This is a genomic window from Actinomadura bangladeshensis, assembly GCF_004348335.1.
Classification (GTDB): domain Bacteria; phylum Actinomycetota; class Actinomycetes; order Streptosporangiales; family Streptosporangiaceae; genus Spirillospora; species Spirillospora bangladeshensis.
The window spans coordinates 1-26,757 of record NZ_SMJW01000103.1 but is presented as its reverse complement, the minus strand read 5'-3'; the positions used below and the strand labels follow the sequence as shown (position 1 = coordinate 26,757).

Annotated in this window: 26 protein-coding genes; 19 read left to right on the top strand and 7 right to left on the bottom strand. The window is 70.7% G+C overall.

Annotated elements, in window-relative coordinates:
- Positions 1–241 precede the first annotated feature (241 nt).
- The gene (gene casG, locus E1284_RS20680) at positions 242–1,843 is read right to left on the bottom strand and encodes a steroid-24-oyl-CoA synthetase (RefSeq protein ID WP_207923864.1); all 1,602 of its coding nucleotides are present in this window, start codon (positions 1,841–1,843) and stop codon (positions 242–244) included.
- Positions 1,844–2,091: 248 nt separating this feature from the next.
- On the opposite strand from casG, the gene E1284_RS20675 reads away from it, so the two are divergent.
- The 14 genes from E1284_RS20675 (at position 2,092) to E1284_RS20610 (ending at position 17,252) form a co-directional block, all read left to right on the top strand.
- A complete protein-coding gene (locus E1284_RS20675; RefSeq protein WP_131941326.1) occupies positions 2,092–2,853 on the top strand; it encodes an SDR family NAD(P)-dependent oxidoreductase in 762 nt (253 codons plus the stop codon).
- 198 nt (positions 2,854–3,051) lie between these two features.
- Positions 3,052–4,464 carry a type 1 periplasmic-binding domain-containing protein gene (locus E1284_RS20670; protein ID WP_131941324.1) on the top strand — a complete coding sequence of 471 codons (1,413 nt, stop codon included), beginning with the start codon at positions 3,052–3,054 and terminating at the stop codon, positions 4,462–4,464.
- 45 nt (positions 4,465–4,509) lie between these two features.
- Complete coding sequence (locus E1284_RS20665) at positions 4,510–6,741, top strand: ABC transporter permease (RefSeq protein WP_131941321.1); 2,232 nt, start codon at positions 4,510–4,512, stop codon at positions 6,739–6,741.
- Positions 6,728–7,480, top strand: a complete 753-nt coding sequence (locus E1284_RS20660) for an ABC transporter ATP-binding protein (protein ID WP_131941319.1) — start codon at positions 6,728–6,730, stop codon at positions 7,478–7,480. The genes E1284_RS20665 and E1284_RS20660 overlap by 14 nt, the downstream gene beginning before the upstream one ends.
- Complete coding sequence (locus E1284_RS20655; protein ID WP_131941317.1) at positions 7,473–8,225, top strand: ABC transporter ATP-binding protein; 753 nt, start codon at positions 7,473–7,475, stop codon at positions 8,223–8,225. The genes E1284_RS20660 and E1284_RS20655 overlap by 8 nt, the downstream gene beginning before the upstream one ends.
- A 6-nt stretch (positions 8,226–8,231) precedes the next feature.
- Positions 8,232–8,585 carry a hypothetical protein gene (locus E1284_RS20650; RefSeq protein WP_131941315.1) on the top strand — a complete coding sequence of 118 codons (354 nt, stop codon included), beginning with the start codon at positions 8,232–8,234 and terminating at the stop codon, positions 8,583–8,585.
- A 162-nt stretch (positions 8,586–8,747) separates the two neighbouring features.
- The gene (locus tag E1284_RS20645; RefSeq protein ID WP_131941313.1) at positions 8,748–9,947 is read left to right on the top strand and encodes an NADH:flavin oxidoreductase; all 1,200 of its coding nucleotides are present in this window, start codon (positions 8,748–8,750) and stop codon (positions 9,945–9,947) included.
- A complete protein-coding gene (gene casI / locus E1284_RS20640; protein WP_131941311.1) occupies positions 9,940–11,595 on the top strand; it encodes a steroid-22-oyl-CoA synthetase in 1,656 nt (551 codons plus the stop codon). The genes E1284_RS20645 and casI overlap by 8 nt, the downstream gene beginning before the upstream one ends.
- 18 nt (positions 11,596–11,613) lie before the next feature.
- Entirely contained in the window at positions 11,614–12,777 is a 1,164-nt protein-coding gene (locus E1284_RS20635; RefSeq protein WP_131941308.1) for an acyl-CoA dehydrogenase family protein, read from the top strand.
- A complete protein-coding gene (locus E1284_RS20630) occupies positions 12,774–13,739 on the top strand; it encodes a bifunctional MaoC family dehydratase N-terminal/OB-fold nucleic acid binding domain-containing protein (protein WP_131941305.1) in 966 nt (321 codons plus the stop codon). The genes E1284_RS20635 and E1284_RS20630 overlap by 4 nt, the downstream gene beginning before the upstream one ends.
- Entirely contained in the window at positions 13,740–14,810 is a 1,071-nt protein-coding gene (locus E1284_RS20625; protein WP_131941303.1) for an acyl-CoA dehydrogenase family protein, read from the top strand.
- Positions 14,807–15,238, top strand: a complete 432-nt coding sequence (locus E1284_RS20620; RefSeq protein WP_243714622.1) for a MaoC family dehydratase — start codon at positions 14,807–14,809, stop codon at positions 15,236–15,238. The genes E1284_RS20625 and E1284_RS20620 overlap by 4 nt, the downstream gene beginning before the upstream one ends.
- Positions 15,235–16,410 carry a lipid-transfer protein gene (locus E1284_RS20615; protein ID WP_131941302.1) on the top strand — a complete coding sequence of 392 codons (1,176 nt, stop codon included), beginning with the start codon at positions 15,235–15,237 and terminating at the stop codon, positions 16,408–16,410. The genes E1284_RS20620 and E1284_RS20615 overlap by 4 nt, the downstream gene beginning before the upstream one ends.
- Before the next feature lie 23 nt (positions 16,411–16,433).
- Positions 16,434–17,252: a MaoC/PaaZ C-terminal domain-containing protein gene (locus E1284_RS20610; RefSeq protein ID WP_243714621.1), complete on the top strand. Its 819-nt coding sequence runs from the start codon at positions 16,434–16,436 to the stop codon at positions 17,250–17,252.
- A 34-nt stretch (positions 17,253–17,286) separates the two neighbouring features.
- Here E1284_RS20610 and E1284_RS20605 read toward each other — a convergent pair whose 3' ends face one another.
- Positions 17,287–18,525, bottom strand: coding sequence for an MFS transporter (locus E1284_RS20605; protein WP_207923863.1), 1,239 nt, complete (start codon positions 18,523–18,525; stop codon positions 17,287–17,289).
- A gap of 91 nt (positions 18,526–18,616) precedes the next feature.
- Between E1284_RS20605 and E1284_RS20600 the strand changes: the two genes are divergently transcribed.
- The gene (locus tag E1284_RS20600) at positions 18,617–19,120 is read left to right on the top strand and encodes a MarR family winged helix-turn-helix transcriptional regulator (protein WP_243714620.1); all 504 of its coding nucleotides are present in this window, start codon (positions 18,617–18,619) and stop codon (positions 19,118–19,120) included.
- Between the two features lie 80 nt (positions 19,121–19,200).
- Here the strand turns inward: E1284_RS20600 and E1284_RS20595 are convergent, their stop codons facing one another.
- Together E1284_RS20595 and E1284_RS20590 are read right to left on the bottom strand one after the other, a co-directional pair.
- Positions 19,201–19,611 carry a DUF3592 domain-containing protein gene (locus E1284_RS20595; RefSeq protein ID WP_131941298.1) on the bottom strand — a complete coding sequence of 137 codons (411 nt, stop codon included), beginning with the start codon at positions 19,609–19,611 and terminating at the stop codon, positions 19,201–19,203.
- 123 nt (positions 19,612–19,734) lie between these two features.
- Positions 19,735–20,157, bottom strand: a complete 423-nt coding sequence (locus tag E1284_RS20590) for a DUF3592 domain-containing protein (protein WP_165965351.1) — start codon at positions 20,155–20,157, stop codon at positions 19,735–19,737.
- A gap of 566 nt (positions 20,158–20,723) precedes the next feature.
- Here E1284_RS20590 and E1284_RS20585 point away from each other — a divergent pair.
- Both E1284_RS20585 and E1284_RS20580 read left to right on the top strand, forming a co-directional pair.
- Positions 20,724–21,353, top strand: coding sequence for an HNH endonuclease family protein (locus E1284_RS20585; RefSeq protein ID WP_131941294.1), 630 nt, complete (start codon positions 20,724–20,726; stop codon positions 21,351–21,353).
- 144 nt (positions 21,354–21,497) lie between these two features.
- Positions 21,498–22,418 (top strand): IS5 family transposase, encoded by a 921-nt coding sequence (locus E1284_RS20580; protein WP_131941292.1) that lies wholly within the window; start codon positions 21,498–21,500, stop codon positions 22,416–22,418.
- Between the two features lie 116 nt (positions 22,419–22,534).
- Here E1284_RS20580 and E1284_RS20575 read toward each other — a convergent pair whose 3' ends face one another.
- Together E1284_RS20575 and E1284_RS20570 are read right to left on the bottom strand one after the other, a co-directional pair.
- Positions 22,535–23,053, bottom strand: a complete 519-nt coding sequence (locus E1284_RS20575) for an HXXEE domain-containing protein (protein WP_131941290.1) — start codon at positions 23,051–23,053, stop codon at positions 22,535–22,537.
- A 20-nt stretch (positions 23,054–23,073) separates the two neighbouring features.
- Complete coding sequence (locus E1284_RS20570) at positions 23,074–23,634, bottom strand: hypothetical protein (RefSeq protein ID WP_131941288.1); 561 nt, start codon at positions 23,632–23,634, stop codon at positions 23,074–23,076.
- Between the two features lie 184 nt (positions 23,635–23,818).
- Here E1284_RS20570 and E1284_RS20565 point away from each other — a divergent pair, with 184 nt between their 5' ends.
- Together E1284_RS20565 and E1284_RS20560 are read left to right on the top strand one after the other, a co-directional pair.
- On the top strand, positions 23,819–24,595 hold the full coding sequence (locus tag E1284_RS20565) for an SDR family NAD(P)-dependent oxidoreductase (RefSeq protein WP_131941286.1): 777 nt from the start codon (positions 23,819–23,821) through the stop codon (positions 24,593–24,595).
- Positions 24,585–25,178: a TetR/AcrR family transcriptional regulator gene (locus tag E1284_RS20560; protein WP_131941284.1), complete on the top strand. Its 594-nt coding sequence runs from the start codon at positions 24,585–24,587 to the stop codon at positions 25,176–25,178. Before E1284_RS20565 ends, E1284_RS20560 begins: the two co-directional genes overlap by 11 nt.
- 1 nt (position 25,179) lies before the next feature.
- On the opposite strand, the gene E1284_RS20555 is transcribed toward E1284_RS20560, so the two are convergent.
- Positions 25,180–26,757: amidohydrolase family protein (locus tag E1284_RS20555; RefSeq protein WP_131941282.1), on the bottom strand; the 1,578-nt coding region annotated here is incomplete at its 5' end.

Genomic DNA, 26,757 nt, shown 5'->3' with positions numbered 1-26,757 from the left:
CCTCCTCACCCACGCCCACCGCCCGTGAGCGCCCGATGGGTCAGCCGGCGCGCCGGCGCATGTCGGCGTCGTACTCGGCCATGGGCTGGAGGCCCACGGCGGCGCGCCGCTCGTCGAGGCGGTCGGCGTGCGCAGACCCTGCCAGAGCGTCAGCCGGCCCTCGGCTCCGGCGGCCGGCTCCCTGACCCGCCGGTCCCGCTCGGCCCGCCTCGGCAACCCGTCCCTCGACACCCCGCCGGGGTCAGGACACCGAGTCCTCGACCTGCTTGCGCAGCACCTTCCCGGTCGCGTTGCGCGGGAGCGGGTCGGTCGTGATGTGCCAGCGGGACGGGACCTTGAAGTAGGCGAGCCGCTCCTTGGCGAAGGCCGCCAGCTCCTCGGGCGACGGGGGGTCGCCGGCGAACACGGCGACCGCCGCGACCTCCTGCCCGAGGTCGGGGTGCGGGACGCCGATGACGATGCACTCGGAGATCCCCGGGTACTCGGCGAGGACGTTCTCGATCTCCGTCGGGTAGACGTTCTCGCCGCCGCGGATGATCAGGTCGGAGCGGCGGGTGGTGAGCCGCAGCCGGCCGTTGTCGATCATGCCGATGTCGCCGGTGCGCAGCCAGCGGTCCGCGTCGATGCTCGCGGCGGTGGCCTCCGGGTCGCGCCAGTAGCCGACCATGTTGTAGGCGCTGCGGGCGCAGACCTCGCCCTCGGTGCCGTCCGGGACCGGCTTGCCCTCGGGGTCGCGGATCTCCACCTGGACGCCGATGTTCGGGGCGCCGAGCGTCCCCGGCGCCTCGGCGAGGTCCATCGGGGTGGCGACGGAGATGGCGGTGCACGACTCGGTCAGCCCGTAGCTGTCGACGAGGGCGCCGCGCGCCGGCGGGAACACCGACTGCAGGCGCTCCTTGAACGCGGGCGAGGACGGCGCGGAGGCCAGCGCGAACGCGGTCAGCGACGACAGGTCGTACTTGGACAGGTCGCCGTGCTCCATCATGCGGTGCGCCATCGTGGGGACGGCGCCCCAGTTCGTCACCTTCTCCTTCTCGACCAGGCTCAGCACCTTGTCCACGTCGAAGCCGCCCATGTGCATGACCACGGCGGTCCCGGTGGCGAGGCGCGGGACGGCCAGGTTGTGCAGGGACGCGATGTGGAACAGCGGCAGCGCGAGCAGGTACCGGCGGGTGGAGGTGTCGATGCCGAACGCGCCCATGATGGCGTCGTTGTACCGGTGGTACTCGATCACCGAGGTCAGGTTCCGGTGCGAGTGGACGGCGCCCTTCGGGCGGCCCGACGTGCCGCTCGTGTACAGGATGACCGCGGGGTCGTCCTCGGCGACGTCCGGGACGTCCAGTTCCGCGCCGGGGTAGCGGGAGGTCAGCGACGGGACGTCCTTCTCGATCGTCAGCACGTCCTCGGAGATCAGGGCGGCCCGCTTCGCGTCGGCGATCACGATCTTGGGGTCGGTGTGGCCGAGCGCGTACTCGATCTCCTGCGGCGTCCACCACGCGTTGTAGCCGACCGCGACGGCGCCGGCGGCGATCGCCGCCCAGAACGAGATGATCCACTCGGGGCTGTTCGCGGCGTTGATCGCGATGCGGTCGCCGGGCCGGACGCCGAGGTCGTCCCGCAGCGCCTTCGCCATGGACGCGACGGCGGCGGCGTGCTCGGCGAACGACAGCCGGCGGGACGCGGTGACGATGTAGTCGCGATCGCCGTGGGCCGCCGAGCGGACGAGCACCTCGCCGAGGCTGCGGGCCCGGTTCGCGAACACCGGCAGCCGCGCGCCGAGCACGTCGTCCTCCCGCAGTTCGAACTCGCCGCCGGGACCGGTCAGCTTCGCGATCATCTCCATCGGACCCCTCCTCCTCGCCGGAACGGCCCATTGTGTGCTGCGGCACACCCGCGCCACCAGGGCATTCCGCTCAGCGGGACGGTTACGGACCGTTCCAGGCCGAACTCATTCCCGCTGAGCGGGACTGGACCGTTTACGTGCGCCGCGTCACATCACCATGACCGCACCAGTACTGGGCAGACCGGGCTGACCAGGCATGACCTGGACGGTCCGGGCTGGGCGCGCAAGCAGGACTGAGCGGAGAACCAATGGCAAGCCTCAGCGACAAGGTCGCGATCATCACCGGAGCGGGGCAGGGGGTCGGGCAGGGGATAGCCCTGGCTCTGGCGTCGGAGGGCGCGTCGATCGCCGTGCTCGGCCGTACGGAGTCCAAGCTGGACGCCACCTGCGAGCTGATCCGCGAGCGCGGTGCGAAGGCGGAGTCCTTCGTCTGCGACGTCCTGGACACCGCGGCGATCCCGGGCGTGGTGGAGCGGGTCGCCGAGGCGTTCGGCGGCGTCGACATCCTCGTCAACAACGCCTACTCGGGCTGCTACGGCCCGCTGCTGGAGTTGACCGACAGGAACTTCCAGAAGGGGTTCGTCAGCGGTCCCTTCGCCGCGTTCGCGTTCATGAAGGCGTGCCATCCGCACATGAAGGCGCGGGGCGGCGGCAGCATCGTCAACCTCGTCACGTCCGCCATGGTCCGCTGGGATCCGGCGACGTTCGGCGCCTACGCGGCCGCCAAGCAGGCGCTTCGCTCGCTCACCCGGACGGCCGCCGCCGAATGGGGCGCGGACGGCATCCGCGCCAACAACATCGCCCCGCACGCACTGTCGCCGGGGCTGAAGTGGTGGGTGGAGAACAACCCCGAGGCGGCCGAGGAGTTCCGCAAGACGATCCCGCTCGGCTACATCGGCGAGTGCGAAGAGGACATCGGCCGGGCCGTCGTGGCGCTCGTGCAGCCCGCCATGCGCTACCTCACCGGTGCCACGATCCCGCTTGACGGCGGCCAGGCCAACTTCGGCTGACCCGGTCCGACCGACTGACCACCGCCGGCCCGCGAGCGGGCGGCGACAACGCGCGGTAGCGCGCGGCCAACACGCGGCGACGTCCGCATCCGGCGTACCAGCGGGCCGCCGGGTGGGTCGCCCGCACCCACGAACCACGTCCCCCGCCTGCCCGCAACACCACTCGCCGCCCTGCGGCCAGTGAAAGGAGTACGACCTATGAAGGTCGACAAGATCGGACGCCTCGCAGCGGGCGCCCTCGCGGTGGCGCTCGTCACCGCGTCCTGTTCCAGCGAGCGTTCGGGCACGGACGGCGTGTCCGAGGGCACCGGCTCGAAGGGCGGCGCCGCCGCGTCGAGCACGACGTTCGGGACGCTGGCGTCCCCGTGCGGCCCCGGTGACGCCAAGGGCAAGACCGACCAGGGCGTCACCGACGACGCCATCACGATCGGCTTCGGCGACGACCGCGGCTTCACCTCCGCGCCGGGCCTGTCCAAGGAGATGGGCGACGCCGTCGCCGCGATGATCGACTGGTGCAACCAGCAGGGCGGCATCAACGGGCGCAAGATCAAGGGCAACCAGTACGACGCCGCCTACATGCAGTCGGCGAAGGTGGTGCAGGAGTCCTGCAAGCAGGACTTCATGCTGGTCGGCCAGGGCTTCGCGATGGACGAGGCCGCCGAGCAGTACCGGGTGGCGTGCAAGCTGCCGACGGTCGCCGGCTTCACCGTCGGCCCGAACGCCGCGATGGGCCCGATGAAGTACGAGTCCGTCCCGTACCCGGTGGACATGATGAACATCGGCGGGCTCCGCCTCGCCGAGAAGCTGTTCCCCGACTTCAAGGACAAGACCGACATCCTGCTGTCGACCTCCCCGGCCGTCAGCACCGGCACCGGCAAGATCGCCCGCGCCATGAAGGGGATCGGCATCACGCCGCTGGAGTGCGGCGTCCGGCTGAACGACAAGGGCGAGAGCAGCTACATGCCGTTCGCCGAGAAGATCAAGAAGTGCGAGGCGGGCTACCTGTGGTCGTCCGACTCGCCCGACCCCGGCCAGTTCAGCCTGCTGGAGTCGATCGAGCGGGCCGGCGCCAAGCCGAAGTACGTCTTCGAGGCGACCTGGTACAGCACGATGGTGTCCAAGTGGAACACCGCGGGCGCGGGCGACAACCTGCACGTCGGCATGATCTTCCAGCCGCTGGAGAACGCCGCGAAGGTCCCGGCGGTCAAGCAGTACATCGACATCGTCAACGGCAAGCAGGGCAAGGTCGCGCTGCTCGGCATGCAGGCCACCTCGGCGTTCCTGCTGTGGGCGCAGTCCGCGCAGAAGTGCGGCTCCGACCTCACCCGGCAGTGCGTGATCAACGAGCTGTCGAAGGTGCACGAGTGGACGGGCGGCGGACTGCACGCGCCGACCGACCCCGGCAACAACAAGCCGGCGTCCTGCTCGCTCATGGTCAAGCTCAACAAGACCAAGTACGAGCAGGTCTACCCGAAGAACGTGGGCGAGTTCGAGTGCGGCCCCGAGTTCGTCGTCAAGACCGACCCGAAGGCCTCGGGGGTGACGCTCAACGATGACCGGATCTCGACGAAGTTCCTGACCGACGACGTCATCAAGCCCCAGTCCTCCTGATCCGACCCGCCGGAAACGGTGACCACTTGGCGGTGAGCAGTCTAAGTGACGACGTTCCTGACCTACACGATCCTGGGTCTCGTCCTGGGCTCGGTGTACTCCATCGCGGCCTCGGGGCTCGTACTGACGTACAACACCTCGGGCATCTTCAACTTCGCCCATGGCGCGCAGGCGATGTTCGGCACGTTCCTGTACTGGCACTTCACCGAGCGGTGGGGCTGGCCGGTGTGGCTCGCGCTGATCATCGTGATCGGCCTCGTCGGACCCGCGATGGGCGCCGCACTGCACGCCGCCATCATGAAGGGCCTGCGCGGCACCGCCGACGTCACGAAGATCATCGTGACGGTGGCGGTGCTGCTCGGCACCGTCTACCTCGCGCAGTGGATCTGGAATCCGGACGAGGCCCACACCGTTGACATGTTCTTCGGCGCGGGCGCCAAGATCACGGTGGCCGGCGTGGTCGTCCGGTACCACGAGATCGTCTGCCTGGTCGCCGCCGTCGCGATCGCCGTCGGGCTGCGGGTGCTGTTCACCCGCAGCCGGATCGGCGTCGTCATGCGCGGCTCGGTCGACGACCCCGACCTGCTGCGCCTGAACGGCCACGACCCCGAGCGCGCCGCGATGCTGTCGTGGGCGCTCGGCTCCACCCTCGCCGTCCTCGCCGGCGTGCTGATCGTGCCGATCAGCGGCGGCGGCCTGGACGCGAACATGCTGACGCTGCTGGTCATCGACGCGTTCGCGGCGGCGATGTTCGGCCGGCTGCGCAGCATCCCCCGCACCTTCGCCGGCGCGATGGTGCTCGGCCTGGCCGCCAACTACGTGCTCGCCTACCTGCCGTCGGCGGGCACGTTCACCGGCAACCTGCGCGTCTCGCTGCCGATGATCCTGCTGTTCGTGGTGCTGGTGGTGCTGCCCCAGGACCGGCTGCGCGGGGCCGCGATCCGGACCCGCGAGCGGTACCGGGTGCCGACCGTCCGGGGCGCGGCCGTGTGGGGCCTCGTCCTCGTCGCGGTCGTCTACCTCTACAGCCTGCTGCTGTCGGACGGCGCGATCACCACGTTCTCGCTCGGCATGACGTTCGCGATCATCGCGCTGTCGCTGACCGTCCTCACCGGCTACGCGGGCGAGCTGAACCTCGCGCCGCTGGCGTTCGGCGCGGTCGCCACGGTCGTGGCGTTCCACGCCGGGGTGGTCGGCACCGGCCTGGACGCGCGGATGAACGTCCAGGGCGTCGTGCTGGGCGTCGCGGTGGCGGCGCTGGTCGGCGGGCTCGTCGCGCTGCCGGCGCTGCGGCTGCGCGGCCTGTACCTGGCCCTGGCGACGATGGCGTTCGGCGAGTTCCTGTCGAACATGGTGCTGCGCGACACCACCCAGCACGAGTTGTTCGGGGTCACCTTCACCCTGTTCCCGGACGGGTCGCTGGTCGTCCCGCCGCTGAAGGTCGGCCCGCTCGACCTGCGGGACGGGACGACGTCGCTGATGACCGCCACGGTCCTGTTCGCGCTGATCGCCGTCGGGCTCGCCGCGCTGCGCAACAGCGGGTACGGGCGGCGGCTCGCCGCGATGAAGGACAGCCCGGCGGCGTCGGCGATGCTCGGCCAGAACCTCGTCCGGCTGAAGCTGAGCGTCTTCATGATCTCCGCGGCGATCGCGGGCCTCGGCGGCGTGCTGATGTCGGCCGCGACCGGGACCGTCGCGCAGGAGAACTTCACCTTCATCGGCAGCCTCGCGCTGCTGATGCTCGTCGTGGTCGCCGGCATCGGCTACCTCAGCGGCGCGCTGGCCGGCGGGCTGATGGCGGGCGTCGGGGCGGCGGTCCTCGTGTCCACGTTCAGCGACCTGGCGCTCGGCAACGAGGGCATGGCGACGATCTACAACGCGCTCGGCCACCTCGTCCTGGTCGGGACGGCGCTGGTCGGGATGGGCGTCGGCCGCAACCCGAGCGGCTTCGTCCACGACCTCATCGAGGGCTACCGGGCGATCCGGAGCGCCAAGCCCGTCCTGTACGGGGCGGCGGCGCTCGGGGCCGTCCTCTACGTCCTCGCGCTGACCGGCGTGATCGGGACGTGGACGTTCGCGCTCATCGCCCTCTGCGCGGTCATGCTGCTGCCCGTCTTCGGCCGCATGTACCTGGACGAGGGCCGCCGCGACCGCCCGACCCCGCTGGAGCTGATCGGCGTGGACGAGCCCTACACCGACGACCTGCGCGCACGCCTCGACCGCGAACTCGGCCTACCCGCCGTCCTGGAGAAGGGAGGTTCACGTGCCACCGCTTGAGACGCCGCTGCTGGAGACGCGGGGCATCACCGTCCGGTTCGGCGGCAACACCGCCGTCGACAACGTCGGCCTCACCATGGACGAAGGCCGAATCACCGGGCTGATCGGACCGAACGGCGCCGGCAAGACGACGATGTTCAACACCATCACCGGCTTGCAGAAGCCCGCGTCCGGCCAGGTCCTCCTGGACGGCGACGACATCACCGGGCTGTCCCCGGCCAAGCGCGCGCGGCGCGGCATGGCGCGCACGTTCCAGCGGCTGGAGCTGTTCCTGTCGCTGTCGGTGCGCGACAACGTGCGCGTGGCGGGCGACATCCTGCGCAGCCACAGCCGCAAGCGCTTCGACCTCGACGAGGAGACCGACAAGATCCTCGAACGGACCGGGCTCACCGACGTCGCCGGCCGCGACGTGTCCGACATCCCGATCGGGCGGGCCCGCGTCGTGGAGGTGGCGCGCGCGCTGATGACCTCACCGCGCGTCCTGCTGCTGGACGAGCCCGCGTCCGGCCAGACCGAGCGCGAGACGGAGGCGTTCGCGCAGATGCTCACCGGCCTCGCCGCCGAGGGCCTCGCGATCTGCCTGGTCGAGCACGACCTGCCGCTCGTGATGAAGCTGTGCTCGACCATCCACGTCCTCGACTACGGCGCGCTGATCGCGTCCGGCACGCCGGCGGAGATCAAGGAGTCGCCCGAGGTCATCGCCGCCTACATCGGCACGGAGGAGGCGTCCCATGGCTGAAGTGATCCCGGAGCCGCAGACGGCGGCCGACGACGCCGTGGCGGAGACCGAGCCGCTGCTCGAGCTGGTGGGCGTCCGCGCGGGCTACGGCGCGATCGAGGTCCTGCACGGCGTCGACCTGGCGCTGAAGCCGGGGTCGCTGCTGGCGCTGCTCGGTCCGAACGGCGGCGGAAAGTCGACCACGATGCGCGTGTGCGCGGGCCTGCACCCGCCGACCGGCGGGGAGCTGCGCTTCGCGGGCCGCACGGTCAACGGCATCTCCGCGCAGGACGCGGCCCGCCTCGGCGTGTGCTCGATCCCCGAGGGCCGCGGGATCTTCCCGAACCTGACGGTCCGGGAGAACCTGTGGGCCGCCACCGGGACCGGGGCGAAGCGGGAGGACCTGGAGGAGAAGGCGTACGCCCGCTTCCCCCGCCTCGGCGAGCGCCGCGACCAGCTCGCCGGATCCATGTCCGGCGGCGAGCAGCAGATGCTCGCGCTGTCGCGCGCGCTCGGCACCGACCCGGCGGTGCTGCTGCTCGACGAGCTGTCCATGGGCCTCGCGCCCATGATCGTCACCCGGATGTACGAGACGGTCGCCGAGCTGGTCGCGGGCGGCCTGTCGGTGCTGGTGGCCGAGCAGTTCGCCCGCGCCGTCCTGCCCATCGCCGACACCGCCGCGCTGATGCTGCACGGGCGCGTGGTGGCGGCCGGCCCGCCCGCCGAGATCGAAGACCGGTTGTCCAGCGACTACCTGGGAGGTTGACCCATCATGCTCACCGAGGAACGACGCCAGCAGTTCAAGGACGACGTGGCGAACCAGAGGCTGAAGACCGACCAGTCCCGCTTCGACGGGGTGCTCCGCATCGTCGGCGTCGTCGCGATGGTCGCCGGCGTCGCCGGCGTCTTCATCGCCTACAACGTCTCCCTCACCAAGGACGACATGCGGGACGTCGGGTCCCTGCAGACCCTCGCCGTCGGCTTCCTGGCGGTGACCGTCCTGGGCGCGGCCCTGTACCTGGCCGCCGCGGTGACCCGCGTCCTGCGCCTGTGGCTCCTGCGCCAGCTGCTGGAGCAGCAGGCGCAGACGGACCAAATAGCCGCCGCCCTCCGCCACGACGCCTGACCCCTCCGTTGACCTGCGGCGTGTTGTTGTTATGAGCCGCCGGATAACAACAACACGCCGCAGGTCAACGAAGCAGCGGAGGTCGATGCTCCCAGTCAGCGGGATGTCCGGAGTGCCTGGACATCCCGCTGATTAACGTCTAGTCCGGATGGAGGACTTTTCATGAACGACCCGAAGCCCGACGTGTTCGCCCCTGGGAAGCTGGGGCCCGTCACGCTGCGGAACCGCACCGTCAAGGCGGCGACGTACGAGGGGCTGACGAAGGACGGCCAGGTCACCGACGCGCTGATCGACTTCCATGTCCGGCACGCGCGCGGCGGCGTCGGCATGACGACCGTCGCGTACTGCGCGGTCGCGCCGGAGGGGCGCACCGACCGCCGGCAGATCTACTGGCGGGACGAGGCCATGCCCGGCCTCCGCAAGCTGACCGACGCCGTGCACGCCGAGGGGGCCGCCGTCCAGGCGCAGATCGGGCACGCCGGCCCGGTCGCCAACCCCAAGAGCAACAAGCTGCCCGCGCTCGCGCCCAGCCGCCACTTCCACCTGACCACGCAGACCGTCGCCAAGGCCGCCACGCACGCGGACCTGAAGCGCGTCGTCGAGGCGCACGCCTACGCGGGGAAGATGGCGATCGAGGCCGGTTTCGACTCGATCGAGATCCACATGGGGCACAACTACCTGACGAGCTCCTTCCTCAGCCCCAAGGTCAACCACCGCAAGGACGAGTACGGCGGCTCGCTGGAGAACCGGGCCCGGCTCGCCCGCGACATCGGCCGCGCCGTCCGCGACGCCGTCGGCGACCGCATCGCGATCACCGCGAAGCTGAACATGGACGACGGCGTGCCCGGCGGCTTCTGGATCGACGAGGCCATCCAGGTCGCGCGGTGGCTGGAGGCCGACGGCTCTGTCGACGCCCTCCAGATGACCGCGGGCAGCTCCCTGCTCAACCCCATGTACCTGTTCAAGGGGGACGCGCCGCTGCACGAGTTCGCGTCCGTGATGAAGCAGCCGACCAAGCTCGGCATCAAGCTGATCGGCAAGCACTTCCTGAAGTCCTACCCCTACGAGGACCTCTACCTGCTGAAGGACGCCCGGCAGATCCGCGCCGCGGTGAAGCTGCCGATGATCCTGCTCGGCGGCGTCACCGACCGGGCCGGCATGGACACCGCCATGGCGGAGGGCTTCGAGTTCGTCGCGATGGCCCGCGCCCTGCTGCGCGAGCCCGACCTGATCAACCGGATCAAGGACGACCCCGCCACCGAGTCGCTGTGCATCCACTGCAACAAGTGCATGACGGCGATCTACGGCGGCACCCACTGCGTCCTGTCCACCGAGCCGGCCTGGGGCAGTCCGAGTGCGTGACGAGACGATCGCCGGGATGCTGCTGGCCAGGCTGGGCGACACCCGGCCGGGCCTGCGCAGCCGCGAGCGGACGTGGACGTGGGACGAGGTCGTCCGGGAGAGCGCGGCCCGCGCCTCGCTGGCCCGCGAGCTGCGCCGGGACGGCCCGTTCCACATCGGCGTGCTGCTGGAGAACGTCCCCGAGTACGTCCTGTGGCTGGGCGCGGCGGCGCTGAGCGGCGCGACGGTCGTCGGCATCAACTCGACCCGGACGGGTGCCTACCTGGGGCAGGAGGTCCGGCACACCGACCTCCAGCTGCTGGTCACCGACCGGGCCGGGCTGAAGCTGCTGGACGGCCTCGACATCGGCGTCCCGCGCGACCGCTTCCTCCTGATCGACGACCGGGACTACCCGGCGCTCGTCTCGTCCCACGCCTGCGAACCCGCGGCCGACGAGTCGGTCACCCCGGCGACGCAGATGCTGCTGCTGTTCACGTCAGGGACGACGGGCGCGTCCAAGGCGGCGCGCTGCTCGCAGGGCCGGCTCGCCGAGCTCGGCCGCAACAACAGCGCCAAGTACGACGTCAAGCGCGACGACATCAGCTACTGCTCGATGCCGCTGTTCCACGGCAACGCGCTGATGGCGCTGTGGGCGCCGTCGCTCGCGGTCGGCGCGACCGTCGTGCTGGCGCCGAAGTTCTCCGCGTCCGGGTTCCTGCCGGACGTCCGGTTCTACGGTGCGACGTTCTTCAACTACGTCGGCAAGGCGATCGGCTACGTCCTCGCCACGCCCGAGCGGCCCGACGACGGCGACAACACGCTGACGCACGGGTTCGGCACGGAGGCGTCCCCCGAGGACAAGGCGGAGTTCCTGCGCCGGTTCGGCGCGCGGCTGCTGGAGGGCTACGGCTCCAGCGAGAGCGCCGGCATGATTAAGCGCGACCCGGCAGCGCCGCCGACCGCGTTCGGGCGCCCTGCCCATGACGGCGTCCGGATCGTGAACCCGGAGACGCGCGAGACGTGCGCACCCGCGATCCTCGACGAGCACGGCCGCGTCACCAACGCCGAGGCCGCCGTCGGCGAGATCGTCGACGTGCGCGGCGCCGCGAAGTTCGAGGGCTACTACAAGAATCCGGAGGCGGACGCCGAGCGGGTCCGGCACGGCTGGTACTGGACGGGCGACCTCGGCTACGTCGACGGCGACGGGTTCCTGTACTTCGGCGGACGGTCCGGTGACTGGATCCGCGTCGACTCGGAGAACATCTCCGCGCTGCTCACCCAGAACGTCGTCCGCCGCCACCCGAAGATCGTGGACGCGGTCGCGTTCGGCGTCCCCGACCCGCGCTCTGGCGACCAGGTGATGGCCGCGATCGAGGTCCCGGCGGGCGTCGCGTTCGAGGACCTGGACCTCCCGGCGTTCCTCGCCGCCCAGGACGACCTCGGCACCAAGGGCGCGCCGCGGTTCGTGCGCGTCTCGCACGCGTTGCCGACGACCGGCTCGGGCAAGCTCAAGAAGAAGGAACTTCAGCTCGACGGCTGGCGGACCACCGACCCCGTGTTCTGGTGGGCCGGCCGCGGAGCACCCGAGTACGTCCTGATGACCGAGGCGGACAAGGCGGCGCTCCGCGAGGAGTTCACCGCCGCCGGCCGCCGGCGCTTCCTCCCGTGATTTGCAGAAGGGGCAGGTATGGATCTGCGTGAGTCCGACGCGCATCGCGAGCTGCGCGCGGAACTGAGGGCGTACTTCGCGGGCCTGCTGCCCGAGGACGTGCGGCGCCGCGCCGGCGAGCAGGGCGTCGGCGGCGACCGGTTCCGCGAGATCGTCAAGATGCTCGGCAACGACGGCTGGCTCGGCTACGGCTGGCCGGCCGAGTACGGCGGGCAGGGCAAGTCGATCGCCGAGCAGTACGTGTTCTTCGACGAGGTGCAGCGGGCGGGCCTGCCGTTCCCGTTCGTCACGGTGAACACGGTCGGCCCGACGCTGATGCGCTTCGGCACGGACGAGCAGAAGAAGAAGTACCTCCCCGGCATCCTGTCCGGCGACCTCGTGTTCGCGATCGGCTACACCGAGCCCGACGCCGGCACCGACCTCGCGTCGCTGCGGACCAAGGCCGTCCTGGACGGCGACGAGTTCGTGGTCGACGGCAGCAAGGTGTTCACGAGCGGTGCCAACACCGCCGACCACATCTGGCTCGCCGCCCGGACGAACCCGGACGCGCCGAAGCACAAGGGCATCTCGATCCTGATCGTCCCGACCGACGCGGACGGGTTCTCCTGGAGCCCGATCCCGACCGTCGGCGGCATGGTCGTGACGTCGACCTACTACCACGGCGTCCGGGTGCCCGCCTCGTCGGTCGTCGGGGACGTCGACGGCGGCTGGAGCCTGATCACCACCCAGCTCAACCACGAGCGCATCGGCCTCGCCGCGCTCGGCGGCCGGATGATCCGGCTGTGGGAGGACGTCCGGGACTGGGCCCGCGACAGCGGGCTGATCGACCTGCCCTGGGTGCGCGCCGACCTCGCCCGCGCCTACGCGCGGCTGGAGGCGATGCGGCTGATGAACTGGAAGATGACCATGGCGGTCGAGGCCGGCGAGCTGACCGGCGCGCAGGCCGGCGCCGCCAAGGCGTACGGGACGGAGACGCACATCTTCGTCCAGCGGACGCTGACCGGGGTGCTCGGGGCGGCCGGACGGATCCGTCCCGAATCGCCGGGCGCGTTGCTGCACGGGCAGATCGAGCAGCTCTCCCGGCAGGGGATCGTGAACACGTTCGGCGGCGGCGTCAACGAGGTGCTCCGCGACATGGTCGCCGTGCAGGGGTTGGGCCTTCCGAGGATGAAGCGGTCATGAGCGACGACTACGAGGACAGGCTGCAGGCCTGGGTCGGCAGGGAACTGCTGACCCGCCGGTTCGGGCAGGACCCGGTGAACGTCCCCATGATCCGGCACTGGGTCGAGGCGATGGAGGACGGCAGCCCCGTCTACCTGGACGAGGACGCCGCCCGCGCGTCGGGCCGCGACGGCGTCGTGGCGCCCGCGTCGATGGTGCAGGCGTGGACGATGCGCGGCTACGCGGCGTCCGTCCACCCGGACCCGTCGCCGAACGGCTCCGACGAGCTGACCGCGCTGCTCGCCGAGGGCGGCTACACCTCCGTCGTCGCCACCGACTCGGAGTTCGAGTTCGTCCGGGAGCTGGTGCCGGGCGACCGCGTCAGCGTCGAGGAGGTCGTGCAGGCGATCTCCCCGGAGAAGAAGACCGGGCTCGGCGCCGGCCGCTTCATCACCACCCTGCGGACCTACCGGGACGCGTCCGGCGAGGTCGTCGCGACGCAGGGCTGGCGGCTGCTGCGCTTCCGCCCCCCGGAGAAGGCGGCGGAGGAACCGGCCGCGGAGGAGAAGAGGGCGCTGCGGCCGCGGCCCGCGATCAACCCGGACAACGCGTTCTGGTTCGAGGCGGCGCGCGAGCACAAGCTCGTCATCCAGCGGTGCGCCGACTGCAAGTCGCTGCGGCACCCGCCCGGCCCGTGCTGCCCGCAGTGCGGCTCGTTCGCGTGGGACACCGTCGAGGCGCAGGGCGAGGGCCACGTCTACAGCTACGTGGTCAACCACCACCCGCGCCATCCGGCGTTCGACTACCCGCTGGTCGTCGCGGTGATCGAGCTGACCGAGGGCACCCGCCTGATCACGAACATGACCGGGGTCGCGCCCGAGGACGTCGAGGTCGGCATGCCCGTCGTCCTCGACTGGATCGACCCGGACCCCGACCTGTCCCTGCCGGTGTTCCGCCCGGCCGACGCTGCGAAGGAGCGCTGAATGGACTTCACCCTGGGCGAGGAGCTGGAGGCCGTCCGGGACCTGGCCCGGCAGATCTTCGCCGACCGGGCCGCGCAGGCGCGGATCAAGGCGGCGGAGGAGTCCGAGCGCGGGTTCGACGAGGGCCTGTGGGCGGAGCTGGCGGAGACGGGGCTGCTCGGCGTCGCGCTGCCCGAGGACGCGGGCGGTGCCGGGCTCGGCATCGGCGGGCTGGCCGTCCTGCTGGAGGAGCAGGGGCGGACCGTCGTGCCCGTCCCGGTCTGGCCGTGCGTCGCCGCCGCGCTGACGCTGGCCTCGCACGGGTCGGCGCCGCAGCGGGAGATCCTGCCGTCCGTCCTGGACGGGTCGGCGCGGCTGACGGTCGCGCTGGAGGAGTTCGGGCCGTCCGACCCGGCGGCGCCGCGCTGCACGGCCGTCCGGGACGGGGACGGGTGGCTGCTGACCGGCACGAAGGCGGTCGTCCCGACCCCGTTCGGGGCGAGCCACGTGCTGGTGTCGGCGTCGTCGGACGACGGCCCCGGGCTGTTCGTCGTCGAGACGTCCGCCGGCGCCTGGGAGCGCGCCGAGACCACGAGCCGCGACGTCGCCGGGCACCTCACGCTCGACGGCGCCCCCGCCCAGGCCCTCGGTTCGGGTGCCCTGGACGCGGTGCTGGAGACCGTCCGCGTCTCGCTGGCCGCCCTCCAGGTGGGGGTGGCCGACGGCGCGCTTCGCATGGCCGCCGACTACCTGTCCGGGCGCGAGCAGTTCGGCCGCCCGCTCGCCACGTTCCAGGCCGCGCAGCACCAGCTCGCCGACTGCTACATCGAGATCGACGCGCTGCGCGTCTGCCTCTGGCACGCCGTCTCGCTGGTCGCCGCCGGGGAGGACGCCGAGGCCGCCGTCCTGGTCGCCAAGTGGTGGTCGGACGAGGGCGGGCTGAACGTCGTCCACCGCGTCCAGCACCTGCACGGCGGCATCGGCGTGGACGTCGACTACCCGGTGCACCGGCACTTCCTGTGGGGCAAGCAGATCTCCGGGACGCTCGGCGGCGCGTCCGCCGACCTCGACCTGCTGGGGGCGGCGCTGTGAGCGAGAACATGGTGAGCCGCGCCTACGCCGACGTGGCGGTGGGGGAGGAGCTTCCCGAGCTGGCGATCCCGCTGACCCGCACGATGATCGTCGCGACCGCGATCGCGAGCCGCGACTACCAGGACGTCCACCACGACCCGTCGCTCGCCGTCGAGCGCGGCTCCAAGGACGTCTTCATGAACATCCTGACGACCAACGGGCTCGTCGACCGGTACGTCACGGGCTGGGCCGGGCCCGCCGCCGTGGTGAAGGCCATCAAGATCCGGCTGGGCGCGCCGAACTACCCGGGCGACACGATGGTGCTGACCGGCACCGTCACCGGGAAGCGGGACGGCGGCCGGGTCGAGATCGCGGTGCGCGGCGTCAACGCGATCGGCCCGCACGTGACCGGCACGGTCGTCGTCCAACTGCAGGGGAGTGACGCATGAGCGTGCTGCCGGGAGCGGCCGCGATCGCCGGGATCGGCGCCACGGAGTTCTCCAAGGAGTCCGGCCGCAGCGAGCTGCGGCTCGCCTGCGAGGCGGTGCTCGCCGCGATCACCGATGCCGGGCTGCAGCCGTCCGACGTGGACGGGATGGTGACGTTCACCGCCGACACCAGCTCCGAGATCCACATCGCCCGCAACCTCGGCATCGGCGAGCTGACGTTCTTCTCCCGCGTCGGGCACGGCGGCGGCGCCGCCTGCGGCACCGTCCAGCAGGCCGCGATGGCCGTCGCGACCGGCGTCGCCGACGTCGTCGTCTGCTACCGGGCGTTCAACGAGCGCTCCGGCACCCGCTACGGCCTCGGCCAGGCGAACCGTCCGATGGACGTCAGCGCCGACAGCGCCGCCTACGCGTGGATGAACCCGTTCGGCCTGTCGACGCCCGCCCAGTGGGTCGCCATGTTCGCCCGCCGCTACATGCACGAGTACGGCGCGACCAGCGAGGACTTCGGCCGCATCGCCGTCGTCGACCGCGCGCACGCCGCGAAGAATCCGGCCGCGTGGTTCCACGGGCGCCCGATCACGCTGGAGGACCACCAGGCGTCCCGGTGGATCGCCGAACCGCTGCGGCTGCTGGACTGCTGCCAGGAGAGCGACGGCGGCCAGGCCCTCGTCATCGTCTCCGCCGAGCGCGCCCGCGACCTGCCGCACCGCCCCGCGCTGATCTGGGGCGCCGCGCAGGGCTCCGGCAACGACCAGCACATGATGACGAGCTACTACCGCTCCGAGATCACCGGCATCCCCGAGATGGGCCTGGTGGGACGGCAGCTGTACGCGCAGTCGCGGCTGACCCCGGCCGACGTCCAGGCCGCGATCCTCTACGACCACTTCACGCCGCTGGTGCTGCCGCAGCTCGAAGAGCTCGGCTTCTGCGCGAAGGGCGAGGCCAAGGACTTCGTCGCGGACGGCAACCTCGAAATCGGCGGCCGGCTCCCGTTCAACACCCACGGCGGGCAGCTCGGCGAGGCGTACATCCACGGCATGAACGGCATCGCCGAAGGGGTGCGGCTGCTGCGCGGCACGTCGTCGAACCAGCCGGGCGACGTCCACAACGTCCTGGTCACCGCCGGAACCGGCGTCCCGACCAGCGGCCTGATCCTGGGGGCCGACCAATGACCGAGCGAAGCGAGCCGGGGGGTGTGGGGGGTCGCCCCTCCACAGGTAACACGAGCGAGTGGCAGGGCAAGGACCTCGGCAGCCGGACCGTCACCTATGACGAGACCCGGGCGATCCTCTACGCGCTGGCGGTCGGCGCGGACGCCTCCGACCTCGACCTGGTCTTCGAGGAGCGGCTGCGCGTCCTCCCGACGTTCGCGCTGACCCTCGCCCAGTGGGCGCCGGACGCGCTCGGCTCGGCCGGTGCCTTCGACGTCGGGACGGCCGTCCACGGGACGCAACGCCTCCGCGTCCTGCAACCTCTTCCGCGCTCGGGGACCGTCGAGATGACCGCCCGTGTGGCCGAGGTCTGGGACAAGGGCTCGGCGGCCGTCTTCGACGTGGCCGTGGAAAGCGCGTACTTCTCGGCCACCTGGTCGATCTTCGCGCCGGGCCGCGGCGGGTTCGGGGGCGAACGGGGCCCGTCCGCCCGCCGCCGTCCCGAAGCGGACCCGTCCGGAGAACTGAGCGTCCGGACGGCCTCCAACCAGGCGGCCCTCTACCGCCTCCTCGGCGACCGTCACCACCTGCACATCGACCCGGAGGCGGCGAAGACGGCCGGGATGCCGCGCCCCATCATGCACGGCCTGTGCACGCTGGCGGCGATCACGCTCCCGCTGGCGTCGTCGCTCGGCGCCCACCCGGCCGACCTGCGCGAACTGGAGGGCCGCTTCGCCGCCCCCGTCTTCCCCGGCGACGAACTCCGCGTCGAGACCTGGAAGGACGACGGCGGGACGACCCTCTTCGAGGCCGCCGCCGCCGACCGCACGGTCATCTCCGCCGCCCTCGCCCGCTTCGCCTGACCGTCCGCCGCGTTCGGTCATCGCCGCCGGGGATTCAGGCGTCCCCGGCGGTGGCGGCGGCCGGTGCCGGCTCCCCGCCGGTCGGGGTGCCGCCGCCCGAGGCCCGCCCGCGAGCGCCGGTGGCGAGCAGGACGAGCAGCGACGCCGCCGTGAGCACGACGCCGAACCACACCACGCTGGTGACGCCGAGGCTGTCGGCGAACAGCCCGCCGAACAGCGCTCCCAGCGCGATCGACGTGTTGTAGGCCATGGTGTTGAGCGACATCGCCGCCTCGAAGGTCTCGGGCGCGGCGGCGAGCGTCATGTTGACCTGGGACAACTGCACGACCCCGAAGGCGAGGCCCCAGAGCACCAGCGCGACGATCGCGCCCGCCTTCCCGTCGCCGATGGTGAGCAGCAACAGCAGGGCGGTCACCAGCCCCAGGGAGCCGACGATGAAGCTGCCCCGCAGGCTCCTGTTCACGGTGTATCCGGCGATGAAGTTGCCGATGGCGCCGCCGACGCCGAACACGATCAGCACCACGGTGATGAAGGCGGACGAGGCGGACGCGCCCTCCTCCAGGAACGGCCGCACGAACGTGTAGGCCCCGAAGTGGCCGAGCACGAACAGCACGACGATGCACAGCACCGCGCGCAGCGGCACGTTCTTCACCGGCAGCCCGAAGACCTCGCGGACCGAGACCGCGTTCGCCGAGGGCAGCGAGGGCACCGTGACGGCCACGGCCACCAGCACCAGCAGGCTGAGGCCGGCCCAGATGAGGAACGTCGTCCGCCAGTTCGTGACGTCCTCCACGACCGTCCCGAGGGGGATGCCCACCACCGTGGCGATCGAGATGCCGGACATCACGATCGCGGCCGCCCGGCTCGCGTGGCGCTCCTGGACGAGGCGCATCGCCATGCTCACGCCGATGGCCCAGAACACGCCGCTGGCGAACCCCATGAGCAGGCGGGTCGCGAGGACCAGCGGGTAGTTCGGCGAGACGGCGGTGACGAGGTTGCCCAGCGCCAGCACCGCCAGCAGCACGGTCAGCAGGACGCGCCGGTTGACCCGCCTCGTCCACGCCACGATGAACGTGACGGCGAGCCCGGCCGACACGCCGTACAGGGTGACCATCAGCGCGGCGACGCCCACCTGGATGTCCAGGCTGCGGCTCAGCGGGGTGAGCAGCCCGACCGGCATCAGCTCGGTGGTGAGGAAGACGAACAGGCTGGCCGTGATCGCCGCGACCCCCAGCCATCCGCGCAGCGACGAATGTGTCCGGTGTTCGTTCACCGACAACCTCTCAACGTTGAAGTGTTTAACGTTGATGACGGTAGGCCGGGTGATACCTTGATGTCAAACAGTTCAACGTTGAGGAGTGCGCGTGACCCGTGACGCCGTCGACCTCGTGCTGGAGCAGTGGGCCCGCGCCCGTCCCGACCTCGACGCGTCCCCGATGCGGGTGCTCGGGCGCCTCTCTCGGCTGACCCGGATCGCCGAGCGCGAACTGAAGAACCTCTTCAGCGAGTTCGGGCTGGAGCGGGGCGAGTTCGACGTCCTCGCGACCCTCCGGCGCGCCGGTGCGCCGGGCGGCATGACGGCGGGCGCACTGGCCCGCTCCTCGATGGTGACCTCGGGCGCCGTCACCAACCGGCTCGACCGCCTCGTCGCCAAGGGCTACGTCACCCGCGAACTCGACCCCGGCAACCGGCGCACCGTCATCGTCGCGCTCACCCCCGCCGGCCGCGACCTCATCGACCGCGCCGTCGCCGCCCACCTCGACAATGAGCGCCGCATCCTCGCCGCATTGGACGAACAGCAACAAGACGACCTGGCCGCAACCCTGCGCACCCTCCTCCTCAGCCTCGGCGACAAGCCCCCCACCTGAGACGCCACCTCGTTGATCTGCGGCGTGTTGTTGCTTCCGACGCGCTCATAACACCAACACGCCGCAGGTCAACGGGATGATCAGCTGACGACGATGGCCGCCGCCGAGCCGAGGAAGCCCGATCCGACGATCAGGAGCATGGTGTTCTCCAGCAGCGCCCTGATCATGTTCCAACGCGTGAAAAGGAGCATGACACTCGGTTTGCGGGCCAGGTACACCACCGGCACTACTTGTCCCGGTTGCATCCGCGCGTCCATGCGCACGATCGGTTTGCAGGACACGCGATTGCCCTGCTGGTCCTCGAATGCGAAGATCGGTGTCCACCGGGTTCCCGCGTCGGTTTCATTCACCTGGTTGTCGACCACCACTCCGCTCGTACGGATGCCGCGGCTCCATAGCAGCCATACGTGCACCGCGTCACGAAGGTAGGCCACGACGAGGGCCGTGCCGACCATGCCACTTAGCGCGGCCGGAATCACGTCGTCTGGCACTGTGCCCCTCTCGCCTTCGGGTTCTTAATGATTGGGCCGCCCCTGAGCGCCCTGGAGTTCGGAGCAGAGGCTTTCTGGACGAGTGAGTGGACCGGGTGTCGGCGATCGTGAACGGTTCGGCGGTCAGAAGGATGACAAGCCGATCGCGATGGCCACGGCGGAGCCCAGGAACCCCATTCCCAGGAATAGGAGCATGGTGTTCTCCAGTAGCGCCTTGGTCATGTCCCATCGGGTGGAAAGGAGCACGACACTCGGTTTGCGGGCCAGGTACACCACCGGCACTACTTGTCCGAGTTGCATCCGCGCGTCCATGCGCACGATCGGTTTGCAGGACACGCGATTGCCCTGCTGGTCCTCGAATGCGAAGATCGGTGTCCACCGGGTTCCCGCGTCGGCTTCCCTCACCTCGTGGTCGACCACTATCCCGTTCGTACGGATGCCGCGGCTCCAGAGCAGCCATACGTGCACCACGTCACGGAGGTAGGCCACGATGCAACTCGCGCCGAGTATGCCAATGAGCACGACCCAAATCACATCGACTGACACTGTGCCCCTCTCGGTTTCGGGTTCACAAGTATTAAGATGCCTCTGAGCGCCCTGGAGTTCGGGGCAGAGGCTTTCTGGCCGAGTGTCGAGTGAGATACGTCCCGTCCCTAAGTCGGCCGGGATTCAGGCGGTGCCCGCTAAAGGGTGAAGAGGGCAATGGTGGCCTGTCGGGATGATGCGGTGCTCTCCTGTGCGATGGAGCCGGTCATCATCGGTCATCGCGGCTCGATCGAGAGTCGACCGACCGTGCATCCGTCTCGGTGACCAAGGACGGTCCCGGTATTCAGGCGTGTGCTCGCGCGCTTCGCGGGAGTCATCCGTTGAGGGAGCCTCCGTCCGCCGCACCGCCCCTGTATCGGATGCCTAGCCGCCCGTGAGTCCGCAGGTCGCGTGCGTGTGGGCCGGGCGGTGACGGCAGCAATCGCCCAAGGGCGGGTCCATGCATGGGCAAAGCGTGACGTTTATTCTGATTTGTCGGAAATGTCACTGTCGCAGTGCCGCCGTTCCCGATCCCCCTCGGGGCGCCCCCAGCCCTGGCCGGGAACGGCCGCGGAAGGGCTCCCCCGATGCGACGCCTGCTGCTGTTCCTGCTTCCGGCCGTCCTATGCGCGGCGCTGGTCGCCGTCTTGGACGCGCCGGCGTCCGCGACTCCGCCGAACATCCCGTCCGCCGCCACGGCCGCGAGCCGCCTGGCCTCCCTCACCGTCGCCGCCGAATCGCACCAGAGCACCTACGACCGCGACCTGTTCCCGCACTGGATCACGATCTCCGGGTCCTGCAACACCCGCGAGACCGTCCTCAAGCGGGACGGCACGGGCGTCGTGACCGACTCGTCCTGCTACCCGACGTCCGGCAGCTGGTACTCGCCCTACGACGGCGCCACCTGGACCCTCGCGTCCGACCTGGACATCGACCACATGGTGCCGCTCGCCGAGGCGTGGGCGTCCGGTGCCTGGGCCTGGACGACGTCCCGCCGCCAGACCTACGCCAACGACCTCGGCGGCCCCGAGCTGTGGGCCGTCACCGACAACGTCAACCAGTCCAAGAGCGACAAGGACCCGGCCGAGTGGCAGCCGCCGCGCACCGCGTTCCGCTGCACCTACGCCCGCGCCTGGATCCAGGTGAAGTGGTACTACGGCCTCACCGTCGACAGCGCCGAGAAGAGTGCCCTCACCTCGATGCTCGGCACCTGCTGAGCCGTCCCGCCGCCGAGTGTCCCTGCCGGGGCCTAGGCCGTGTTTAGGAAGTCTCGTCCCAGGTCGGCATGTCGTGTCTGGAGATGAGTGAGGTCTCCGGTAGATGGATCAACGACCAAGAAGACCATCTGCACGGAGACCTCGGTGGCCAGGGTATCGATTGGAGCGCGTAAGGATCTGACGGACCGGCAGTGGCGGGTGCTGGAGCCGCTGCTTCCCCGGCCCAAGCGGCCGGGCCGGCCGCGGAAGTGGACGCGCAGGCAGTTGGTGGATGGTGTGCGGTGGCGGGTGCGGGTCGGGGCGCCGTGGCGGGATGTGCCCGAGCGGTACGGGCACTGGCAGTCGGTCTACGGGCTGTTTCGGTGCTGGCAGCGAGCCGGGGTGTGGGCGCTGATCTGGGCGAAGCTGATGGCCTTCACTGACGCGGCAGGGCTGATCGGCTGGTGGGTGTCGGTGGACTCCACCATCTGCCGGGCGCACCAGCACGCGGCGGGCGCGCGCCGTGACGGCCGTGCTCAGGTCGAGCCACCGGGCGGGATCGGTGGTGCCGAGCCGCCTGATCATGGGCTGGGCCGCTCCCGTGGTGGGTTGACCACCAAGATCCATCTGGCTTGTGAGCAGGGCCGCAAGCCGATGGTGGTGGTGCTGACCGGCGGGCAGCGCGGCGACAGCCCGCAGTTCACCGTGGTGCTGGACCGGGTGCGGGTGGACAGGGTCGGGCCGGGACGTCCCCGCAGGCGGCCGGACCGGGTGCTGGGCGATAAGGCCTATTCATCCCGCGGCAACCGCGCCTACCTGCGGTGTCGGGGCATCCGGGCGACCATCCCGGTCAAGGACGACCAGCGGGCCCACCGCAAGGCCAAGGGCTCGGCCGGAGGACGACCGCCTGCCTTCGACCCCGATGCCTACCGGCGGCGCCACGCCGTGGAATGCGGCATCAACCTGCTCAAGCAACACCGGGCGGTGGCCACCCGCTATGACAAGCTCGCCGTCCGCTACGAAGCCACCATCCAGCTCGCTGCCATCAACATCTGGCTACGAGCCCTTGCCAACACCACTTTCTAAACACGGCCTAGAGTCCCCGGCAGGGACGCGGCGGACAGGGGACTTCCCCCAGACGCTGCGGCCGGCAAGTCCGCCGGGACGGGGACGAGCGCCGCGAACAGCCGTCCTCCCCAGCCTCATGCCTTAGCGGCGATCACCCTCCGAGCCACGGCGTGCACGGCGACCACTCCCGCCATGGCGAAGGCGATGCCCTGGGCGGCGTCCCGGGGACGGGTGGGGCGGAGCACGCCTCGTCGGCGCAGCCGCGTGCGGGCCCAGACCGTGTAGGGGACGACCACCAGCGCCGATGTGACCGAGCCGGGCGTGTACTGCCTCAGCGCGGCGGCCTGGCCGAGATGCACCAGGCCGTGGAGGCCGAAGCCGGTCAGAGCGGTCTGGTAGGCGGCCGAGCGCCCGCCCGTGCGGTGGCCGTCCACCGCGGCGGCGGTGACGAGCAGGCCCATGAGCGTGACGGCGGCGGCGAACTCGCGTTCGTCGACGCACTCCATCCACCGCCACACCCGGTCGGGCACGTCCGGGAAGCGCTCACGCAGTTCCGGGAGGTGCGCCCGGATCCAGCGGGGGCCGAAGGCGACCTCTTCCGCGTCGTGCACCGCCCATGCGACCAGCAACCCGATCCCGGTTTCTCCCAACATGCGCCCAGTTTGTCAGGCGCTCAGCGAGGCGGTTCCACCGATGACCGCCGAGACCGGCGGCCGATGCGGCCCCAGGGCTTGGTGACGGCTAGGACGGTGGCGAAGGTCAGGGTCGTCAGGGAGACCGCCGGCGGGAAGAACAGGTTCGAGATGAAGGCCGGTTCGGGGCCGCCTGCGCTGAAGGTGCGGCCGTACTCGTTCACCTCGTCCATGCCGGGCTGGAGGGCCACCAGGATGAGGGTGCACAGGATCAGGTTCAGGACGAGTTTGACCGCCACCCACCAGTAGCGCACCAGGCCCCATCGGGTGCCGAGACCCAGGACCACGCCGGTGACCAGGCAGATCAGCGCGGACGCCAGCATCGGCCACACGACGAACGTCGCGAGCGCCCGGTAGGCGAGGCCGCGGACGTCGTCGCTGGTGCCGAACCGGCCGGTCAGGACGAGGACGGCCACGATGACGTCGATCCCGATCCAGGCGCCGGCGGACACGATGTGGACGATCAGCGTCGTCTTGCGCCAGCGCCTGCCGAGGTGGAAGCGGCCGTCCCGCCGCGCGTGGGTGCGTTCCTGTATCGCCATGTCCACGGTCCCTTCTGTGCGGTCTGCCATGACGATGCCGGTCGGGTTGCAGGAGTGTCGTCACGTGCGCGGCGGCATCGCGCGTACGACGGGCGGCGCAGCGGGGGAGCCGGGCGGTACCACCCGCGAGGTATGTGGAGAACCTCTCTAGAGATGGTCTCTAGAGTTCGGTAGGGTGCCCGGTATGAGCGAGTTGCGGGTCGCCGTCACCGGCGGGAACCGGGGTGTGGGACGCGCGGTGGCGGGCGAGGCCGCCCGGCGGGGGCACCGGGTGGTGATCGTGGCGCGGCGGCCCGACGCGGGGGCGGACGCCGCGCGCGAGATCGGCGCGGAACTGGTCGTGGGCGACCTGTCGTCCGTGCGGGCCGTGCGGGAACTGGCCGGGGAGCTGTCCGATGTCGACGTGCTCGTCCACAATGCGGGCGTCTGGCCCAGCCGGCGCGTGCTCACCGAGGACGGGTTCGAGCAGGCGTTCTTCACCAACCATCTCGCGCCGTTCCTGCTGAACCGGCTGCTGGAGGAGCGGCTGCGGCGGGTGGTCCAGGTCAGCGCGGGCCTGTACGTCACCGGGCGGGTCGACCCGGAGAGGACGCCGACCGGCGACGACTTCCACGCCGTCCACACGTATGCGAACACCAAGCTGGCGAACCTGATGATGGTCCCGCTGTTCGCCGAGCGGTGGAAAGGCGCAGGAGTGACGATCGACGCGGTGCATCCCGGTGTGCTCCGGACGGATCTCGGTGCCCGGACAGGGCTCTTCGGCGCCCTGCTGAAGACGGTCAAATGGACGCTGAAGCCCGCATCGAAGAGCGGGCCGCCCGTCGCGGACCTGATCACCGCCGAAGGGACGGGCCGCTACTTCCACGTGAAGAAGGAGACGCCGTTGAAGGCGAAGGCGCTCGACGCCCCCTTGGCGGCAAGGCTCTGGAACGACGCCGAGAAACTGCTCGATGTCACCTAAGCACCAGGGCACGGACGAGACCGTCGCGCGCATCCTGACCGAGGCGCTCCGCGTGCACGCCGAACGCGGCCACGAGGGCTTCACGATGAAGGCGGTCATCGCGGCCACCGGGATGAGCAGCGGCAGCCTCTACCATCATTTCGGGTCGTTCGACGGCCTCGCCGCCGCCCTTTACGCGCGCTGCATGGCCGATCTGCTCGACGCGCTGCTGGACGCGCTGGAAGGCGTCACCGACGCGCGAGCGGGCGTCGAGGCGGTGACGCGTGCCTATCTGCGCTTCACCCGAGAGCGCAGTGACGCGGCACGGTTCGTCCATTCCTCGGCCTACGCGGCGTATCTGCCGGAGCATGCCGCCGTCATCGCCGAACTCAAGGCGCCGCGCATCGCGGGACTCGTCGGGTGGATGGCCCCGCACGTGGCGGGCGGCCGGGTCGCGCGGCTGTCGCCGGTGATGATGGAGATGCTGCTCATCGGGCCGGTCGCCGAGACGGCGCGGCGGTGGCTGTCCGATCCCGAATCCGCGGATCTGGACGAGGCCGCCGCCGTCCTGCCGCCCCGCGTCTGGGCCTCCCTTCAGCCGTGACTCAATGGGTTTCGGCGCGGTGCCACATCTCCAGATACGCTTCGGCGCCGCGTGCCAGGTCCTCGGTGACCTCCGGGCCGCTGATACCGCGCATGTCGGCCATCCAGTCGGGCACGAGCCCGTAGCTCGCCACGCCGTCGGTGTTGACGTCCCAGGTGCGCAGCCCGGTGCGTTCGCGGTCGAGCGTGACGCCGTTGATCGGTGACGTGAACGGGTAGCGCAGCGGGTTCGCGGAATTGCCGGCGCGGGGCGGGGGCAGCGCGCCCATGCCGTTGGCGTCCAGCCCGTAGCCGTAGCCGAACGTGTAGCGCGGGTCGCGGGACTGCTTCTTGCGCTTCCATTCGGCGACGAACCGGTCGGCGGCGTTGCCGTAGCCGGCGGCCATTCCGCCGAGTGCGTAGATGCGGCCCATGTACTGCTCGTCCGTCCAGCTGTGGGACGAGATGACACCGGAGTAGTGCGCGTTCTCCAGGACGCCGAGGGTCTCGCCGGCGGCCTTGGCGCTCATGTGGTCGATCTCGACGATCATGTGCCGATCCATCATGCCGCGCAGCATGTATTCGCCGAGGTCGGTCAGCCCCAGGATGTTGCAGTGCGGCGCCTTCGGATACAGCGGCAGCGTGATCCCCGCCATCCCGAGCTGCCGCAGGAAAGCGGCCACGTCATCGCTCACGGTTCCGGCGGACGCGAGGGTGTTGTCGTGAATGGGACCGGTGCACGTCTCGGCCTGCCAGAAGCGGCCGGTGCCGAGGAAGTTCCCGGCGTTGACGATGGCGCCGGTCGTGCCCGAGTCGAACCGGACGCCGCAGAGCGCGTTGTCGAACTTGTGGCACAGGAACATCGAGGAGACGCCGAGGCGCTTCACCTCGTCCAGGCCCTGGTCGATGTCCGCGCGCGTGCACTGCGGGACGCCGTTGACGACGCGGCAGCCGAACGGCTCCGAGGTCTCGATGCCGAGGACGACGGCGAGCTTCCCGTCCCGGATGACCCGGCGGGCCTCGGTGGAGTCGCGCACGATGCGGAACCACCCCTTGCCGGGGCCCCCGTTCTGCGCGTCGATGTACGACTCCATCTCGCGCATGCGCTGCGCCTGGAGCCGGATGACCGCCATCTCGTCGCACGGGTTGCGCTTGAGCGGATAGACCTCGCACAACTGCCGGTTCGCGACGAGGTGGTTGACGAGGACGCGCTGCCCGGCGCGCCAGGAGCGCTCCAGCCACGTGTAGTAGACCTGCTGGTGGGTGCGGGAGTCCCAGGCGGGCCAGTCCTTGAACGTCGGCCAGCCGGTCGGGTCGTGCGTGCCGAGCGGGCTGCCGTGCCGCATGAAGTTCTCGAACCAGGCGAACACCCCGTTCCCGGCGTGGTCGGGGCAGTCGCGCAGCGCCTCCTGGATACCGCGCGGGTCGAACGGCTTGCCGCAGAGCACCTGCCCGCCGAACGCCTCGTACGCCATCAGGTGGCTGTGGGCGTCGAGGTAGCCGCGCACCGGTCCGCCGCCGTCGTCGGCGTGCGCGGGGGGAGCGGGGCGGACGGCGAGCAGCAGTGCGGCGATCAGGGCGAGGACGAGTGGGGCGTGGAG